This window comes from Trinickia sp. (assembly GCF_051954495.1).
Classification (GTDB): Bacteria; Pseudomonadota; Gammaproteobacteria; order Burkholderiales; family Burkholderiaceae; genus Trinickia.
This window is the reverse complement of the sequence record NZ_JBQCHR010000137.1, coordinates 1-16,033: the sequence shown is the minus strand read 5'-3', so window position 1 is coordinate 16,033 and position 16,033 is coordinate 1. Positions and strand designations below refer to the sequence as shown.

15 protein-coding genes are annotated in these 16,033 nt (G+C 66.1%); 8 read left to right on the top strand and 7 right to left on the bottom strand.

Annotation, left to right across the window (positions count from 1 at the left end; all coding sequences use genetic code 11):
• The 3 genes from ACTHNR_RS18970 to ACTHNR_RS18960 form a co-directional block, all read left to right on the top strand.
• A partial coding sequence (locus tag ACTHNR_RS18970) for an ATP-binding protein (protein WP_440549208.1) occupies positions 1–1,671 on the top strand: 1,671 nt, incomplete at its 5' end.
• A gap of 29 nt (positions 1,672–1,700) precedes the next feature.
• Positions 1,701–2,690: a response regulator gene (locus tag ACTHNR_RS18965; RefSeq protein ID WP_440549207.1), complete on the top strand. Its 990-nt coding sequence runs from the start codon at positions 1,701–1,703 to the stop codon at positions 2,688–2,690.
• A gap of 54 nt (positions 2,691–2,744) precedes the next feature.
• On the top strand, positions 2,745–3,953 hold the full coding sequence (locus ACTHNR_RS18960; protein ID WP_440549206.1) for an EAL domain-containing response regulator: 1,209 nt from the start codon (positions 2,745–2,747) through the stop codon (positions 3,951–3,953).
• A gap of 4 nt (positions 3,954–3,957) precedes the next feature.
• Here ACTHNR_RS18960 and ACTHNR_RS18955 read toward each other — a convergent pair whose 3' ends face one another.
• Positions 3,958–4,710: a class I SAM-dependent methyltransferase gene (locus tag ACTHNR_RS18955; RefSeq protein ID WP_440549205.1), complete on the bottom strand. Its 753-nt coding sequence runs from the start codon at positions 4,708–4,710 to the stop codon at positions 3,958–3,960.
• A gap of 259 nt (positions 4,711–4,969) precedes the next feature.
• Here ACTHNR_RS18955 and ACTHNR_RS18950 point away from each other — a divergent pair, with 259 nt between their 5' ends.
• From ACTHNR_RS18950 to argH, 4 genes are all read left to right on the top strand, one after another.
• Positions 4,970–5,836: a helix-turn-helix transcriptional regulator gene (locus ACTHNR_RS18950; RefSeq protein ID WP_440549204.1), complete on the top strand. Its 867-nt coding sequence runs from the start codon at positions 4,970–4,972 to the stop codon at positions 5,834–5,836.
• Between the two features lie 11 nt (positions 5,837–5,847).
• Positions 5,848–6,438, top strand: a complete 591-nt coding sequence (locus ACTHNR_RS18945) for a sigma-70 family RNA polymerase sigma factor (RefSeq protein WP_440549203.1) — start codon at positions 5,848–5,850, stop codon at positions 6,436–6,438.
• 84 nt (positions 6,439–6,522) lie between these two features.
• Entirely contained in the window at positions 6,523–7,377 is an 855-nt protein-coding gene (locus ACTHNR_RS18940) for an anti-sigma factor (protein WP_440549202.1), read from the top strand.
• 129 nt (positions 7,378–7,506) lie between these two features.
• Complete coding sequence (argH, locus tag ACTHNR_RS18935) at positions 7,507–8,910, top strand: argininosuccinate lyase (RefSeq protein WP_440549201.1); 1,404 nt, start codon at positions 7,507–7,509, stop codon at positions 8,908–8,910.
• 16 nt (positions 8,911–8,926) lie between these two features.
• Here argH and ACTHNR_RS18930 read toward each other — a convergent pair whose 3' ends face one another.
• From ACTHNR_RS18930 to apbC, 5 genes are all read right to left on the bottom strand, one after another.
• A complete protein-coding gene (locus ACTHNR_RS18930) occupies positions 8,927–9,796 on the bottom strand; it encodes a lysozyme inhibitor LprI family protein (protein WP_440549200.1) in 870 nt (289 codons plus the stop codon).
• Positions 9,796–12,075, bottom strand: coding sequence for an Orn/Lys/Arg decarboxylase N-terminal domain-containing protein (locus ACTHNR_RS18925; protein ID WP_440549199.1), 2,280 nt, complete (start codon positions 12,073–12,075; stop codon positions 9,796–9,798). The genes ACTHNR_RS18930 and ACTHNR_RS18925 overlap by 1 nt, the downstream gene beginning before the upstream one ends.
• Before the next feature lie 117 nt (positions 12,076–12,192).
• Positions 12,193–12,762, bottom strand: coding sequence for a dCTP deaminase (gene dcd / locus ACTHNR_RS18920; protein WP_440540683.1), 570 nt, complete (start codon positions 12,760–12,762; stop codon positions 12,193–12,195).
• Between the two features lie 22 nt (positions 12,763–12,784).
• Positions 12,785–13,333 carry a superoxide dismutase family protein gene (locus tag ACTHNR_RS18915; protein ID WP_440549198.1) on the bottom strand — a complete coding sequence of 183 codons (549 nt, stop codon included), beginning with the start codon at positions 13,331–13,333 and terminating at the stop codon, positions 12,785–12,787.
• Positions 13,334–13,489: 156 nt separating this feature from the next.
• Positions 13,490–14,578 (bottom strand): iron-sulfur cluster carrier protein ApbC, encoded by a 1,089-nt coding sequence (apbC, locus tag ACTHNR_RS18910; RefSeq protein ID WP_440549197.1) that lies wholly within the window; start codon positions 14,576–14,578, stop codon positions 13,490–13,492.
• A 543-nt stretch (positions 14,579–15,121) separates the two neighbouring features.
• On the opposite strand from apbC, the gene ACTHNR_RS18905 reads away from it, so the two are divergent.
• Positions 15,122–15,772: an OmpA family protein gene (locus ACTHNR_RS18905; protein WP_440549196.1), complete on the top strand. Its 651-nt coding sequence runs from the start codon at positions 15,122–15,124 to the stop codon at positions 15,770–15,772.
• An 80-nt stretch (positions 15,773–15,852) separates the two neighbouring features.
• Here ACTHNR_RS18905 and ACTHNR_RS18900 read toward each other — a convergent pair.
• Positions 15,853–16,033: hypothetical protein (locus ACTHNR_RS18900; protein WP_440549195.1), on the bottom strand; the 181-nt coding region annotated here is incomplete at its 5' end.

Genomic DNA, 16,033 nt, shown 5'->3' with positions numbered 1-16,033 from the left:
GACGTGACGGAAAGCCGCCGGGCGACGCGCCAGCTCGACCACGCCCCCGCGCACGCCGAGGCCGCCACGCGCCCGAAGAGCGCTTACCTCGCCACGATGAGCCACGAGATCCGCACCCCGATGAACGGTGTCATCGGCATGATCGAAGTGCTCTCGCAAACGCCGCTCTCGGGCGATCAGGGCGACATGGTCGGGACGATCCGCGAGTCGGCCAATGCGCTGCTCACGCTCATCGACGACATTCTCGACTTCTCGAAGATCGAGGCGGGGCGGCTGCACATCGAGCGCGTTCCGCTTTCGATCGGCCATCTCGTCGACGGGCTCTGTCATTCGCTCAAAACCGTGGCGGAGCGCGCTGGGGTCAAGCTCACGAAGTCGGTTTCGCCCGACGTTCCGCCCGTCGTCCTCTCCGACGACACGCGGCTGCGCCAAGTGCTCTACAACCTCGTCGGCAATGCGATCAAGTTCTCCGGCGGGCGAGCAGACACGCCAGGCGCCGTCAGCGTGACGGTCGAAGCCGCGCCGCACCCGAGCGATCCGCGCCGCGCGCAAGTCACGTTCAAAGTGGCGGACAACGGTATCGGCATGTCGCCCGATACGCTGCCCAAGCTGTTCAAGCCGTTCACGCAAGCCGAAGCGTCGACGACGCGCCGATTCGGCGGCACGGGGCTCGGCCTCGCCATCTGCCGCCGCCTGTGCGAGCTGATGGGGGGCGACGTTTCCGCCCAGAGCGAACTCGGGTCGGGCTCGACGTTCATCGTCAGCCTGCCGTTCGACATCGGCGAACAAACCGATGAACTGAGCGCCCATTCGCCCTCGAACGGCGGCGGGCGCGGCAAGGCGCCGATTGCATCGAACAGACCGGTGCTCTCCGTCGCGCAAGCACGCGAGATGGGCCGCCTGATCCTCGTGGCCGAAGACGATGCGATCAATCAGAAGGTGATCCTTCGTCAGCTCGGGCTGCTGGGCCACGTCGCCGAAATCGCGAGCGACGGACGCGAAGCGCTCGCGCTGTGGCGCGCTAACCGTTACGCCTTGCTGCTGACCGACCTGCACATGCCGGAGATGGACGGCTATGAACTCGTGGAGACGATCCGCCGCGAGGAAGCGCCCGGCACGCATCTGCCGATCGTGGCCCTGACGGCCAATGCGGTTCAAGGGGAAGCTGCGCGCGCGAAAGCCGTCGGCATGGACGGCTACCTGACCAAGCCGCTGCAGCTCGCGCGGCTCCAAGCCGTGCTCGATTCCCATTTTCCCGCGCACGACGCACCCGAGCCGCCGGCGGCCCCCGCCCCCGTCGCGGCCGCGCCGCAACCGGTGCACGCGCAGGCGGTCGATATCGATGTCCTCAAGGGGATCGTCGGCGACGACCCCGACATCGTGCGCGAGCTGCTCTCCGACTATCAGCAATCGGTCGGCCGCCTAGCCGCGGAGCTGCGCGCCCACTGCGACGCGGGGCGCGGACGCGAAGCCGGCGCGATCGCGCACAAGCTCAAGTCGTCGTCGCGCTCGGTCGGCGCGCTCACGCTCGGCGATCTGTGCGCCGAGCTTGAAAACGCCGGCAAGGCCGGCGATCTCGCCCAACTGGCCAATTGGGCCAAACAGTTCGACGCAGCGCTCGCCGCCGTCGAAGACGCGCTCGAGCACCTGCTCGCGGCGGAAACGAAATGATTGGAAACGACAAGGACGGATCAATCATCATGGAAGATACCGATCTGACTCCCAAGCGCGCGGCGGTCCTCGTCGCGAGCGAATCGGTGGCCGATGCCGAACTCGTCGGCAAACTGCTGCAAGACGAATTCCATAACGTGCGTCTGTCGACGAAGCCGGACTTCGCCGTCGAGGATTTCGAAGCGCATCGACCCTCGGTGCTGGTGCTCGCCTTCGATACGCTCGAAGCGGCGCAGCGCTATTACATCGGGCTGTATCGCCTGAGCACCGTCGTGCATGAAACGCGTCACCGCGTCGTCGTCCTGTGCAACAAGCATGACGTGTGGACCGTCTACGACCTGTGCAGCAAAGGCCATTTCGACGACTACGTGCTGTTTTGGCCCGCGACCAACGATGCGCCGCGCATTCGCATGTCCGTGCATCAGGCGCTGCGCATCATGACGGTCAAGGCCGAAGCCGGCGACGTGGCGCCGCGCGCGGCGCCGGCAGGCGTCAGCGCGCCGCCCGCTCCACGGCCGGCGCGCGTGGAAGCGCAAACCGATACCGTCGTGCTGGGCGCCACGCTGGCCGACGCGCAGGCAGCAAAATCGGCCGCGCAAGCACGGCAGAGCACGTCCGGGCAAGCCGAGGCCGCATCGCAGCCCCTGGCCGTGCTCATCGTCGAGGACGACGAGTTTCAGCAGAAGCTGATCGGCCGCCTGATGAACGGACTGGGCATCGAGATTCTCTTCGCGGGAACCGGCGCCGAGGCAATCGAAAGGATGTGGGAGCGCAAGCCCGATCTCGTGCTCATGGACGTCGGGCTCCCCGATACGAACGGCGTGGAAGCGACGCGCAAGATCAAGTCGATCGCCCAGTTCGGGCACGTGCCGATCCTCATGGTCACGGGGCATAGCGAACGCAACATCGTCGTCGAAAGCCTGAAGGCCGGCGCCGCCGATTTCCTCGTGAAGCCGTTCGACAAGAACACGCTGCACGAGAAATTGCGTCAGTTCATGCCGGCCTTGGCGGCTTCATAGGCGCGCCGGAAGGCACGGCGACCGCATCAACCCGTGGTAAGCGATGTAAAGAACATGGAGCAGCCGACACCCCCTCGCCGAATCCTCGTCGTCGACGACGAGCCGTTCGTGCTCAAAGTACTCGTGCGTCAACTGACGCAGCTCGGCTATCGCGACATCCTCTCGTACGAGCATGCGCAAGACGCGCTCGCCGTGCTGCAGCAAGACGATCATCAAGTGGACGTCGTCTTCACCGATCTGCAGATGCCGGGCATGGACGGCGTGGAATTTCTACGCCAGCTCGTGCAGCGAGGCTACGATGGGCAGGTCGTACTCGTGAGCGGCGAAGATGCACGCATCTTGAAGAGCGCGGAAAAGCTCGCCTACTCGCGCGGCTTGCGCGTGCTCGGTTCGCTGGCCAAGCCGGCCACGCGCGAGCAAGTGCAGCAGCAATTGACCGGCGCCGCGACGCTCGAACCCGAGCGCACCGAGCCGGACGCCTATCCGCCCGAAGAGGTAGCGCGAGCCATCGCCGCCGGCCAGTTCGTCACCTGCTTTCAACCGCAAGTTGCTTTCGCCACCGGCGAGGTATTGGGCGTGGAGGCGATGATCGGTTGGCAGCACCCGCGCGATGGGCTGGTGCCGGTCGAGCGTCTGCTCGGCGGCGCCCAGTATGCCGGCGTTCTGAACAACCTCACGCGCACGATGCTGCCCGGTACGCTCGAACAGGCCACGCAGTGGCGGCGCCTCGGCGAGGATTTTCGTATCGGCGTGAACTTGTCGATCGACGACTTATCCGCGCTCGATTTCCCCGATTTCATCGTGGACGCAGCGGCGAGTGCGCACTTCCCGCTCTCTCGGCTCGTGCTCGAAATCTCGGAAACGCGCATGACGCGCGATCGGCTCGTTTCGCTGGACGTCCTGACGCGTCTGCGGCTCAAACGCATCAGTCTGCTCATCGACGATTTCGGCGCGGGCCAATCGTCGCTCGCGCATTTGCACGACGTGCCGTTCGACGAACTCAAACTCGACGGCAGCTTCGTCCACGGCGCGAGCCGCGATGCCTCGCTCAACGCGATCGTCAAAGCGAGCTTGCTGCTCGCGCGCCAATTGAACATGCGCACGATCGCTCAAGGCATCGACGACCTAGAAGATTGGTGTGTCCTGCGCGACATGTCGTGCGAGGTCGCGCAAGGCCGTTTCGTCGGCGCACCCATGCTCGGCGATGCGTTGCCGCAATGGGCGCTCGCCTGGGCGAGCCGGTACGCGGCGCTCGCGCGTTGAACCGTCAGCGGGCTTCGACCATCAGTACATCGAGCATGAACGAGCCGTCGGCCTGCACGCCGTAGTATTCGCGCACCTCGTCGGGCGCGCTCTGCCACAGCGAGCGGATCGCCGCTGCACGCTCGTTCGGGGTGCGCATGCGCGCGATCCACGACGTGAACTCGATCGGCAAGCGCCAGCGCTCCCGCACGTTCGCCTGCAAACCCGCCCCGGCGAAATAAGCCACCCATTCGTCCGCGCGGTAGTTGCGCACGTGCGAGCCGTCGCGCAGCACCTCGACTGCCTGCAAGTGCGTGTCGAGCAGCGGATGGTCGGCGCCGGCCACGTCGATGAACAGAACACGCCCGCCCGGTTTCAACACGCGCCGCACCTCGGCCAAAGCAAGCGGCACGTCGTGCCAATGGTGCGCGCTGAAACGGCTCACGACCCAATCGAACGACGCATCGGTGAACGGCAGCCGCTCGGCCACACCCTGCTCCGTGCGGATGTTGGCCAATCCGCGTTCGCTCGCCGCCGTTGCGACGGTCGCGAGCATCGGCGCGGAAAGATCGTAGGCGAGCACCGAGCGCGCGTGCGGCGCGATCGCGAAACTTGCGTGACCGGCGCCGCACCCGAGGTCGAGCACGTCGGCATCCGGCGTCGACGCGATCTCGCGCGCGAGCGTCTGCAGGTCGGCGCCGCTTGCATGAACCTGGCTCTTCAAATAAGCGGCGGCGGTTGCGCCGAATGCGTCGGCGACCTGGTCGTGGTGTTTCATCGGAGCGTTCCTTGGCGGCAAAGAAAAAAGACGGGCGAAGCCTGGCGGCCCCGCCCGCGCGTCGCGGCGCGCCCGGCTAACGGGCCGATCGCGTCGACTGCGCGTCCCGCTACAATATGGCCGGCTGGGTACCGGTACAAGGCAAGCAACTATCCTGGTATCCGATTTACCCGGCTGCGATCGCCCTTGCCCGCCTGGGCGATCCGCCCGATTTGCCGGCTGCCGACGTGCAGAACCACCGATTTGCCGATTCGATTTCATGACCACCGCTGAGTCGCCCCGCCCGCGCAAGAGCGCGCCTTCCGCTGCCCCGGCGGCGGAAGGCGTTGCCGCGCCCCTCGACGCCAGCCCCGCCCGCGCGCTCGGAGAATTCATCCGCGCTCACCGGGAGCGGCTTTCGCCGCAGGCCGTCGGCCTGCCGCCCGGCCCGCGTCGTCGCACGCCGGGCCTGCGACGCGAGGAAGTCGCGCAGCTGTGCGGCGTAAGCCCCACCTGGTACACATGGATCGAACAGGGCCGGCCCGTGTCGGCCTCCTCCGATGCGCTGGCGCGCATCGCCGTCGCCCTGCAGCTTTCGCGCGCCGAGCGCGCCTATCTGTTCGAGCTCGCCGGCGAACGCGATCCGGCCGAACCGACGCCCGCGTCGAACGACGCGCCGGCGGCCCTGATCGCGACGGTCAATCTCATCGACGCGCCCGCCTACGTGCTCGACCGGCAATGGAACGCGCTCGCATGGAATCGCCACGCGGCCGAACTGTTCGTCGGCTGGCTGGACGGCGCCCCCGATTCGGCGCGCGAGCGCAACTTGTTGCGTTTCACTTTTACCGAACCGGCCGCGCGCGCCCTGATCGTCGACTGGGAAACCCGCGCGCGGCGCCTTGCCGCGGAGTTTCGCGCCGATTCGATTCGTCACTTGAACGACGGGCCCACGCGCGCGCTCATCGACGCCCTCACGACCGAAAGCGAGGCGTTCGGCCGCTTTTGGGCCTCGCAGGACGTGGGAGAGCGCGAAGGCGGCCCGCGCGCGTTCGATCATCCGCTGCACGGACGCGTTCTGTACGAGCAGATTACGCTGCGGCCCGCGCACCGAGAGGATCTGCTGCTCGTCGTGCTCGTGCGCGCCTGAGCGATAACGACATGACCACCATGCCCAACGAACCCACGCCGCCCGTGCTCGCGGCCCTGCTTGCGCGCGTCGCAGCCGAAGACGCCGCGGCGCTGCGCACGCTGTACGAGCTCACCAGCGCGAAACTGTTCGGGGTCGCGCTGCGTATATTGGTGAGGCGCGAATGGGCGGAGGAGGCCTTGCAAGAGTCGTTCGTCAACATCTGGCGGTATGCGGGCGATTACCGCGAAGCGTTGGCTGCGCCGCTCACGTGGATGGCTGCGATCGTACGCAATCGCGCGCTCGACAGCCTGCGGCGGCAGCGGACCGTTTCGTCCGACGGTTCGACCGCGATCGTCGAATGGAACGACGCGCTCGATGAAGTCCTCGCCGGCGACGAGCGCGACCCGGCCGACGCCGCGCTGTTGTCCGAACAGGCGAAGCAACTGGCGATCTGCCTGTCGCGGCTGGACGCGAGCCAGCGCCAAGCCGTCTCGCTCGCATACCTGCGCGACCAAAGCCATAGCGAAATCGCCGAGCAGTTGGCGGTGCCGCTGGGCACGGTCAAGTCGTGGGTGCGCCGCGGCCTCGAAAAATTGAAGACTTGCATGGGGAGCCTCTGACATGACGGTCCCCGCGTCCACTCCATCCGCTACCCGCCAAGGTGGCCCCTACCTGCCCGTTGGGCGGCAAAGCGGGAGGCAAACATGAATCTGCACCGGTATCCCGATCTCGTCGATCGCCTCGCCGGGGAATATGCGCTGGGCGTGCTGCGCGGCGGCGCGCGTAAGCGTTTCGAGCAACTGGCGCGGCAAGACCGCCGCGTGCGCGAGGCCATCGAAAGCTGGCAGACGCGCATCGGCGCCATGACCGAACTCGTGCCGAGCGTCGAGCCACCGGCCGGGGCGTGGGAAGGGGTCGAGCGGCGGCTTGGCTTCACAGCCACGTCGGCGCGCGACGAAGGCATTGCGCCGGCGGTGAGGCATGCGGCGGCCCGGCCCGCCGCCGAGCGCGGCCCGCTGAATCGCGCCCGTGTGCGATGGTTCGAATCGCTCGCATTCTGGCGCGGCTGGTCGATCGGGGCCACAGGCGTGGCGCTGGCCGCGGCGATCGCGTTGGCGGTCACGCTGCGCCCGTTCGCGCCCGAGGCCGGCGCGCCGGGCGGACAGCCGACGCAGACAGCCCAGACGGAAGTCCCACACGGCGCGAAGATCGAGCGCGTGGCGTATGTGGCGGCGCTGGTCGCGCCCGATCGGCCGAAAAGCCCCACGATGGTGTTCGTCATGTGGGACGACAAGACCGCCATGGTGAACGTGCACCGCATGAGCGGGGGCAACGCCCCGCCCCCCGGCAAGACAGAGCAGCTTTGGGGCGTCATGCACGACGGCCGCATGGTGTCGCTCGGCATGCTGCCGGCCGGCGAAATCGTGTCGATGAAAATGCACGGCATGAACGTGTATGCGAAGCTGGCGGTATCGGTCGAGCCGATGGGCGGCTCGCGGCGCGCGGACGGGCCAAGCGGCCCGGTCGTCTGCGAGGGTGCGCTGATGGCGACAGCCTGAGCGCATAGGAATCGCTCGAGCCGACCGCGAGGAGGCGGCGCTTCGCGCCGCTCGACGGGCCGCGCGGGCAGCGGTGATAAAATCGACGGCTTCGTCGCCGCTTCGGCGCGCCTCCTACTGCCCATCATCATGACGTCTCAACTGCACAAAAAAGGCGAAGCCTGGTCGGCTCGCTTCTCCGAGCCGATGTCCGAGCTCGTCAAGCGCTACACGTCGTCGGTCTTCTTCGATAAGCGCATGGCGCTCGTCGATATCGAAGGCTCGCTCGCGCACGCGAAGATGCTGGCCGCGCAAAAGATCATCGGCGCAGACGATCTCGCGGCGATCGAGCGCGGCATGGGGACGATCAAGGGCGAGATCGAGCGCGGCGAATTCGAATGGAAGCTCGATCTCGAAGACGTCCATCTGAATATCGAGGCGCGCCTCACGGCGCTGATCGGCGATGCCGGCAAGCGCCTGCACACGGGCCGCTCGCGCAACGACCAAGTCGCCACCGACATTCGCCTCTGGCTGCGCGGCGAGATCGACCGCATCGGCGGGCTCATCAACGACTTGCGCACGGCGCTCGTCGATCTGGCCGAGCAGCATGCCGAAACCATCATGCCGGGCTTCACGCATCTGCAAGTGGCCCAGCCGGTTACGTTCGGCCATCACCTGCTCGCCTATGTGGAAATGTTCGGCCGCGACGGCGAACGCATGCGCGATTGCCGCACGCGCGTGAACCGTCTGCCGCTCGGCGCGGCCGCGCTGGCCGGCACGAGCTATCCGATCGATCGTCACGCGGTGGCCGCGACGCTCGGCTTCGACGGCGTCTGCGCCAACTCCCTCGACGCCGTGTCCGACCGCGATTTCGCGATCGAATTCACGGCGGCCGCCGCGCTCGTCATGACGCACGTGTCGCGCTTGTCCGAGGAACTCGTGCTGTGGATGAGCCCGCGCGTGGGCTTCATCGATCTGGCCGACCGCTTCTGCACGGGCTCGTCGATCATGCCGCAAAAGAAAAATCCCGACGTGCCCGAACTCGCGCGCGGCAAGACGGGCCGGGTCAACGGCCATCTGATGGCGTTGCTCACACTGATGAAGGGCCAACCGCTCGCCTACAACAAGGACAATCAGGAAGATAAGGAGCCGCTGTTCGATACCGTCGACACGGTGGCCGACACCCTGCGCATCTTCGCGGAAATGGTGGCCGGCATCACGGTGAAGCCCGACGCGATGCGCGCGGCGGCGCTGCAAGGCTTCTCGACGGCGACCGATCTGGCCGATTACCTCGTCAAGCGCGGACTGCCGTTCCGCGACGCGCACGAGGCGGTGGCGCTCGCGGTGCGGATCTGCGTCGATCGCGGTTGCGATCTGGCCGATCTCACGCTCGACGAAATGCGCGCCGAACTACCGAACGTCGCGCATCTGATCGGCGAGGACGTGTTCGGCTATCTCACGCTCGAAGGCTCGGTGGCCAGCCGCAATCACGTGGGCGGCACGGCGCCGGAACAAGTGCGCGCGGCCATTCAGGCGGTGCGTAAAACGCTCTGAAACCCCGCGGCAACGCTCAATCGTTGCCGACCGTCTCCGACAACCGCTTCACCGTCGCCACGCGCTCGCCGATCAGATCGGCGCGCTCGGCTTCGGTGCCGAGCGGCGATGTGGCGTCGAAGTACGCCGTCCATGCACGCTGCGCGCGCAGCAGGACCGGTCGCGCATGAGCGGGCAGCTTCTCGCGCAGCGCGCGCGTGTAGCGCCGCAGATCGAATTGGGCATGTTCGCATGCGGCGTCGGCCGTACACGGGCGCATGCGCTCATTGTGCGCGCGGGCGTCTTCGCTTTGAGCCCTCGTTGCGGCCGCACTTGCGACGGCCGACGCAATCGACGTCCCCGCCGCGCCTGAACCCGCCGCAGCCGATCCCGGCGAGGAAGCAGACGCGCCCGCGGTCGACGCCCCCGATGCTGCTGCCGGCGGGGGCGGCGCGAATCGCGACGCCGCGTGTCGCACAGCCAGCGCGCGATCGCGCACCGACTGCAGCAGCACATTCGCCTGCGTGATCGAATAAGCGCCGCCTTTCGTCGTATCGAACACCGCATGCACGAGCGGCACTTCTTCCTTGCGCCACGCGAGCCATTTGCGCTGGCTCGCCTCCCAGCCGCGCCGGTCGTCGTCGGGCGCGCTGGCCGAAATGGAGCGCAGCGCCGCATCGATCGCCGCTTGCCAGGCGTCGCGGGCCGCGTCGATGCATTGCACTTGGCCCGCCGTCGTCGAGCGATCTGCCCGCGCGAGACAGTTTTGCATCGCGGTGTCGATGGGGTCGGCGCGCGCCGCTTCCGCCCGCGCGTCGCTCGCCGCGAGCGACAGTGCGACGGTCAGTACGCCGATCGCCCCGCATGCGGCAAGCGCCGCCGAGAAGTTCTTCTGTCGAAACATCATTAAACGCGTACGCAGTCGACGAAATATTCGGTTCGGCCGTTGGCGGTCTCCGCCACGAGCCCGTGAATATCCGTCGAGAAACCAGGGAATCGCTCGTTGAATTCACGCGCGAACCGCAGATAGTTGACGATCGTCTTGTTGAAGCGCTCGCCCGGGATCAACAGCGGAATGCCCGGAGGATACGGCGTCAGCAAGATGCTCGTCACGCGCCCCTCGAGTTCGTCGATCGGCACGCGATCGATCTCGCGGTGCGCGAGCTTAGCGAATGCATCGGACGGCTTCATCGCGGGCTCCATGTTCGACAGGTACATCTCCGTCGTCAGGCGGGCGATGTCGTTCGCGCGATAGACGCTGTGAATCGCTTGGCACAAGTCGCGCAAACCCATGCGCTCGTACGCCGGATGCTGCGCGACGAATTCGGGCAGCACGCGCCAGAGCGGCTGGTTCGTATCGTAATCGTCCTTGAACTGCTGCAGCTCGGTCACCATCGAGTTCCATCGGCCCTTCGTGATGCCGATCGTGAACATGATGAAGAACGAGTAGAGGCCGGTTTTTTCGACGATGATGCCGTGCTCGGCCAAGTACTTCGTGACGATCGCGGCCGGAATGCCCGTTTCGCCGAAGTCGCCCGCCATGTCCAACCCCGGGGTGACGATCGTCGCCTTGATCGGGTCGAGCATGTTGAAGCCGTCGGCCAGCGGGCCGAAGCCGTGCCACTGATCCTCGGCGTGCAAGATCCAATCCTCGCGCGAGCCGATGCCTTCGTCGGCCAGTGCGTCGGGGCCCCAGACCTGGAAGAACCAATCGTCGCCGTACTCCGCGTCGACCTTGCGCATTGCGCGGCGGAAATCGAGCGCCTCCGCGATCGACTCCTCGACGAGCGCCGTGCCGCCGGGCGGCTCCATCATCGCGGCCGCGACGTCGCACGAGGCGATGATCGCGTACTGCGGGCTCGTCGACGTGTGCATGAGGTAGGCCTCGTTGAAGCGATGCCGATCGAACACGCCATGCTCCGAATCTTGCACGACGATCTGCGACGCCTGCGAGATGCCGGCGAGCAGCTTATGCGTCGAGTGCGTCGCGAAGACGAGCGCGCCCGTACGCGGACGCCCCGCGCCGATCGCATGCATGTCCTGATAAAACGGATGGAATTCGGCGTGCGGCAGCCATGCCTCGTCGAAGTGCAGCGTGTCGAGGAAATCGCCGAGCAAGTCCTTGATCATCTCGACGTTGTAGACCACCCCGTCGTACGTGCTCTGGGTGATCGTCAGAATGCGCGGCTTGAGATTCGGATTTTTTTCAAGCGCTTCGCGCGCGAAGGGGTTCGCCTGGATTTTCTTGCGAATGTTCTCGGGCTTGAACTCGTCGCGCGGAATCGGGCCGATGATGCCGAAATTGTTTCGCGTGGGCGTCAGGAACACAGGGATCGCCCCCGTCATCGTGATCGCGTGCAGGATCGACTTGTGGCAGTTGCGGTCGACGACGACAACGTCGCCCGGCGCAACGGTCGCATGCCAGACGATCTTGTTCGACGTCGACGTTCCATTCGTCACGAAGAACAGATGATCGGCGTTGAAAATGCGCGCCGCGTTGCGCTCGGACGCCGCGACGGGGCCGATGTGATCGAGCAGTTGGCCGAGTTCGTCCACCGCGTTGCAGACATCGGCGCGCAGCATGTTTTCACCGAAAAATTGGTGAAACATCTGGCCGAGCGGGCTTTTCAGGAACGCGACGCCGCCCGAGTGACCGGGGCAGTGCCATGAGTACGAGCCTTCGTCGGCGTACTTGACGAGTTCCTTGAAGAACGGCGGCGAGAGCGAATCGAGGTAGACCTTCGCCTCGCGCACGATATGGCGCGCGACGAATTCCGGCGTGTCCTCGAACATATGGATGAAACCATGCAGCTCGCGCAGGATGTCGTTGGGCAGATGGCGCGACGTGCGCGTTTCGCCGTAAAGGAAGATCGGGATGTCCGCGTTGCGCCGGCGCACTTCGGTCACGAACGCGCGCAGCTCGAGAATGGCCGTGGCCAGTTCGGGCAGCTCGCCGTCCGGCCCCGTTTCTCCCAGCATGAGTTCGTCGTCGTCGAGCGACAGGATGAAACACGACGCGCGGCTCGATTGTTGCGCGAAGGAGGTCAAGTCGCCGTAGCTCGTCAGGCCGAGCACTTCCACGCCTTCACCCTCGATCGCTTCGGCGAGCGCGCGAATGCCGGAGCCCGAGATGTTCTCGGAGCGAAAATCTTCGTCGATGATGACGACGGGGAAACGAAACTTCATGGACGAATCTCCAAAAACAAGGACCGCGGGCACGGGTCTTTGCATCCCACGTGCCAGCGGCCGCCGAAACTACTAGTGTCTACGCGCTACGCGTCCGTTATGTGACGGTGAACGACGCTACGTTTTCGGCAGCGTCACGCCGTGCTGCCCTTGGTACTTCCCGCCGCGATCGGCGTACGACACTTCGCACACCTCGTCGCTCTCGAAAAACAGCACCTGCGCCACGCCTTCGTTTGCATAGATCTTCGCGGGCAACGGCGTCGTGTTCGAAAACTCGAGCGTCACGTAGCCTTCCCACTCGGGCTCGAAAGGCGTCACGTTGACGATGATCCCGCAGCGCGCGTAGGTCGACTTGCCGAGGCACACGGTCAGCACGTTGCGCGGAATACGGAAGTATTCGACCGTGCGCGCAAGCGCGAACGAATTCGGCGGGATGATGCAGACGTCGCCCTTGAAGTCGACGAACGATTTTTCGTCGAAGTTCTTCGGATCGACGATCGTCGAATTGATGTTCGTGAAAATCTTGAATTCGTCGGCGCAGCGAATGTCGTAGCCGTAGCTAGACGTGCCGAAGCTGACGATTTTGCGGCCGTCTTCGCTGGTGCGCACCTGATCGGGCACGAACGGCTCGATCATGTTGTGCTGTTCGGCCATGCGCCGAATCCACTTGTCGGATTTGATGGTCATAAAAGGACGCTAAAAGAGCGAATTACTGCCGAATCACGCCGCATGCGAGCGCCGCGCCGACACCACGGTCGGGAAACGCCGGATCGCTCGGCTCGTGCGCGACGAGCACCGCGCGGCCCCTGACGGAGCGCACGCCGTCCAGCGCCACGTCGGGCGCGACGATGAAGCCCGCCGCGACGCCCGTTGCATCCGCATGGATATTGCCGAGATCGCCCGCGCGGCGCACTCCGCTCTTGAGCCGATCGGCCGCCGGCGCGAACACCGCTCCCGCGCTCGAACCGTCCGCGGCGTTGCAGTCGCCGCGCTCGTGCACCTGCAAGGCGTGGTCGCTGTTAGGCGGCAGCCCGACGAGGTTGTACGTCACCTGCACGCCGTCGGCCCGCTCGATGAACGTGACCGAGCCACGCGCCGTGTTGCCGGCGGTGGGCAACACCTGCGCGTCCGCGCGTTTTTCGTGGGGGCCGAAAAAGGCGGCGCAGCCGCCCAGCCCCACGCTTGCCGCCAGCAGCAAGGCTGCGGCAGCAGCGACACTCGGACGGTGGGCGCACCGCCCGCCGGTTCGTTCTCTCATGCGATCCTCATGCCGGCGCCCGGCGCGCCTCGCGCCGCCGAGCCGGACTCGTGCGAAGGCGACATGATACCGCGCCGCGGAGTACGCAAGCACAATCGGGGCCTTGCGCCGCACCGAAAGCGTCCCCGGCCGCGCAATAGTGCGATAAGGCACGCGTCAGGTGTCTTGAACGACGATGGTCGGGAATTTCGCGCTCATATCACGCGCGCGCTCGGCGATGCGGATCGCCACCTTGCGGGCGATGTCTCGGTAAATGTCGGCGATGCGGCCATCGGGGTCGGCCGCCACGGTCGGCCGGCCGCTGTCCGCCTGCTCGCGAATGCCGATATCGAGCGGCAGGCTGCCGAGCACGTCGACGCCGTAGTCGCGTGCCATGCGTTCGGCGCCGCCGGCCCCGAAAATATGTTCCGCATGGCCGCAGTTCGAGCACACGTGGATGCTCATGTTCTCGACGACGCCGAGGATGGGCACGCCCACCTTCTCGAACATCTTGAGCCCTTTCTTCGCGTCGATGAGTGCGATGTCCTGCGGCGTCGTGACGATGACGGCGCCCGTGACGGGCACGCGTTGCGCGAGCGTGAGCTGGATATCGCCCGTGCCCGGCGGCATGTCGACGATCAAGTAGTCGAGCTCGCCCCAGTTCGTCTGGCGCAGGAGCTGTTCGAGCGCCGAGGTGGCCATCGGGCCGCGCCAGACCATCGGGTTGTCCTGGTCGACGAGAAAGCCGATCGAATTGGCTTCGATGCCGTGACCCTTCATCGGGTTCATCGACTGACCGTCCGGCGATTCGGGGCGCCCTTCGATGCCGAGCATCATGGGCAGCGATGGCCCGTAAATGTCGGCATCGAGTATGCCGACCGCCGCGCCTTCGCTGGCCAGCGCGAGCGCGAGGTTGACGGCCGTCGTGCTCTTGCCCACGCCGCCCTTGCCCGAGGCGACGGAGACGATGTTCTTCACCTTCGGCAATAGCTTCACGCCGGGCTGCACGGTATGCGCCACGATCGACTGCGACACCGTGACCTGAGCCCGCTCCACGCCGGGAACTTTGAGCAGGGCTTGCTCGACGATCGCGCGAACGGCATCGAACTGCCGCTTGGCCGGATAGCCCAGCACGACCTCGGCGCTGACGGCCGCGCCGTCGACGCCCACGTTTTTGACACCCTTGCCTGCCGCGAACGGCCGGCCCGTGTTGGGATCGGTGACGGCCGCGAGCGCGGCGTCGACCAGGGCCCGATCAATACTCATCGATTCGACTCCGAGGGAAAGCGAGCACGGCGTCGTCACAAACGACGGCGCCGCGGGAAATGTTGCGGCGAAACAATACCTTAAGGGCGAACTCGCGTGCCGTTGCCAATAAATGGGCTAACCGATCACGCCACGTACGGGCCGAAAGGCAAAAGGGCCGCATCGGGGCCCATCAACACTATTGTAGTGTCTAGCGATGGGGCGCGTCGTCGCGAGAAGCCGATGCGCCGCCCGGGCTCGCCGGATCGCTTGCGGCGTCGCGCACGGCGTACGAGCATCTAGAGGGGCGCGCTCGCCGCGGGCGACATCCGCAGCGATCTCAAAAAAATTGAAAACATTTGTTGCGTTCCATTGCCAAATGGTGAGAGGCAGGGCAATTTCGCGCATCGGCAAGCCAAAGGGCGCTATCAGCCCGACCGGTCTGTCGTGCTACCGGTGGCTCGCGCCGCCGCACGGCCGATGCGCCGCCTCCCCGGTTCGGCTCGAGCGTTGCCGGATCGCGCGAGCCGCGCGAGCGACTGTTTTTCTAGAGAGGACACGAACATGAATGCAAAAATCGTCACCCGCCTGACCGTTTTCACCGTGGCGGGCGCGCTTCTCGCCGGCTGCGCCACGCAGCAGCAGAGCAACACCGCCGCCGGCACCGGCATCGGCGCCGCGCTCGGGGCCGGTATCGGCGCCTTGGCCGGCGGGGGCAAGGGCGCCGCGATCGGTGCGGGCGTCGGCGCGCTGGCCGGCGGCGTCACGGGCTACAACTGGCAGGCGATCCGCAACAAGCTGTCGGGCGCATCGAAGGGCACCGGCACGCAGGTCACCGAGCAGCCGGACGGCTCGCTCAAGCTCAATATCCCGAGCAACGTCACGTTCGCGACGAACAGCTACCAGATCAATCCCGCGCTTTATCCGACGCTCAACGAGTTGTCGGCACAGATGCAGCAGCATCCGGAACTCGTGGCCGAGGTGCGTGGCTATACGGACAGCACGGGCAGCGCGCAGCTGAACCAGACGCTATCGCAAAACCGCGCGCAAAGCGTGGCCACTTACCTGAGCCAGCACGGCGTTGCCCCCAACCGCCTGGCAGCGACGGGCTACGGACCGAGCAACCCGGTTGCCGACAACGCCACCGAGGCGGGCAGAGCGCAAAACCGGCGTGTGGAGGTGTATTTGCGCCCAATGTCGCAACCGGCAGGCTAAGCGGCCGGCTTGGCGGCCCGCATCGGCCCCGGCAGGGCGCAGCCCACCTGTCGGGGCCGCTTCATTTGGGCCAAGCTCCGTCAACGCTTGCCGGCAGCTAAAAACAGCGACGGAAGGCGGCTCGAAGGCGCCGGTAAACGAAACGAAAAATTTTTCGAACTCGTCGGCGTTTTGTTTGTCTCTATGTACGGTACGTGGCTGGCACACGCCGCTGCGTCACCATTCTCCTCTTGTCGTTGTTGCTCCGGGGCCGAACGCCCC

Bases quoted from the DNA above. Each gene is read 5' to 3' on its own strand.
- ACTHNR_RS18955 (WP_440549205.1), bottom strand. From the start codon at position 4,710: ATGAAACACCACGACCAGGTCGCCGACGCATTCGGCGCAACCGCCGCC.
- dcd (WP_440540683.1), bottom strand. From the start codon at position 12,762: ATGACCATCAAATCCGACAAGTGGATTCGGCGCATGGCCGAACAGCAC.
- apbC (WP_440549197.1), bottom strand. From the start codon at position 14,578: ATGAGTATTGATCGGGCCCTGGTCGACGCCGCGCTCGCGGCCGTCACC.
- ACTHNR_RS18925 (WP_440549199.1), bottom strand. From the start codon at position 12,075: ATGAAGTTTCGTTTCCCCGTCGTCATCATCGACGAAGATTTTCGCTCC.
- ACTHNR_RS18945 (WP_440549203.1), top strand. From the start codon at position 5,848: ATGACCACCATGCCCAACGAACCCACGCCGCCCGTGCTCGCGGCCCTG.
- ACTHNR_RS18905 (WP_440549196.1), top strand. From the start codon at position 15,122: ATGAATGCAAAAATCGTCACCCGCCTGACCGTTTTCACCGTGGCGGGC.
- argH (WP_440549201.1), top strand. From the start codon at position 7,507: ATGACGTCTCAACTGCACAAAAAAGGCGAAGCCTGGTCGGCTCGCTTC.
- ACTHNR_RS18950 (WP_440549204.1), top strand. From the start codon at position 4,970: ATGACCACCGCTGAGTCGCCCCGCCCGCGCAAGAGCGCGCCTTCCGCT.
- ACTHNR_RS18940 (WP_440549202.1), top strand. From the start codon at position 6,523: ATGAATCTGCACCGGTATCCCGATCTCGTCGATCGCCTCGCCGGGGAA.
- ACTHNR_RS18965 (WP_440549207.1), top strand. From the start codon at position 1,701: ATGGAAGATACCGATCTGACTCCCAAGCGCGCGGCGGTCCTCGTCGCG.
- ACTHNR_RS18915 (WP_440549198.1), bottom strand. From the start codon at position 13,333: ATGAGAGAACGAACCGGCGGGCGGTGCGCCCACCGTCCGAGTGTCGCT.
- ACTHNR_RS18930 (WP_440549200.1), bottom strand. From the start codon at position 9,796: ATGATGTTTCGACAGAAGAACTTCTCGGCGGCGCTTGCCGCATGCGGG.
- ACTHNR_RS18960 (WP_440549206.1), top strand. From the start codon at position 2,745: ATGGAGCAGCCGACACCCCCTCGCCGAATCCTCGTCGTCGACGACGAG.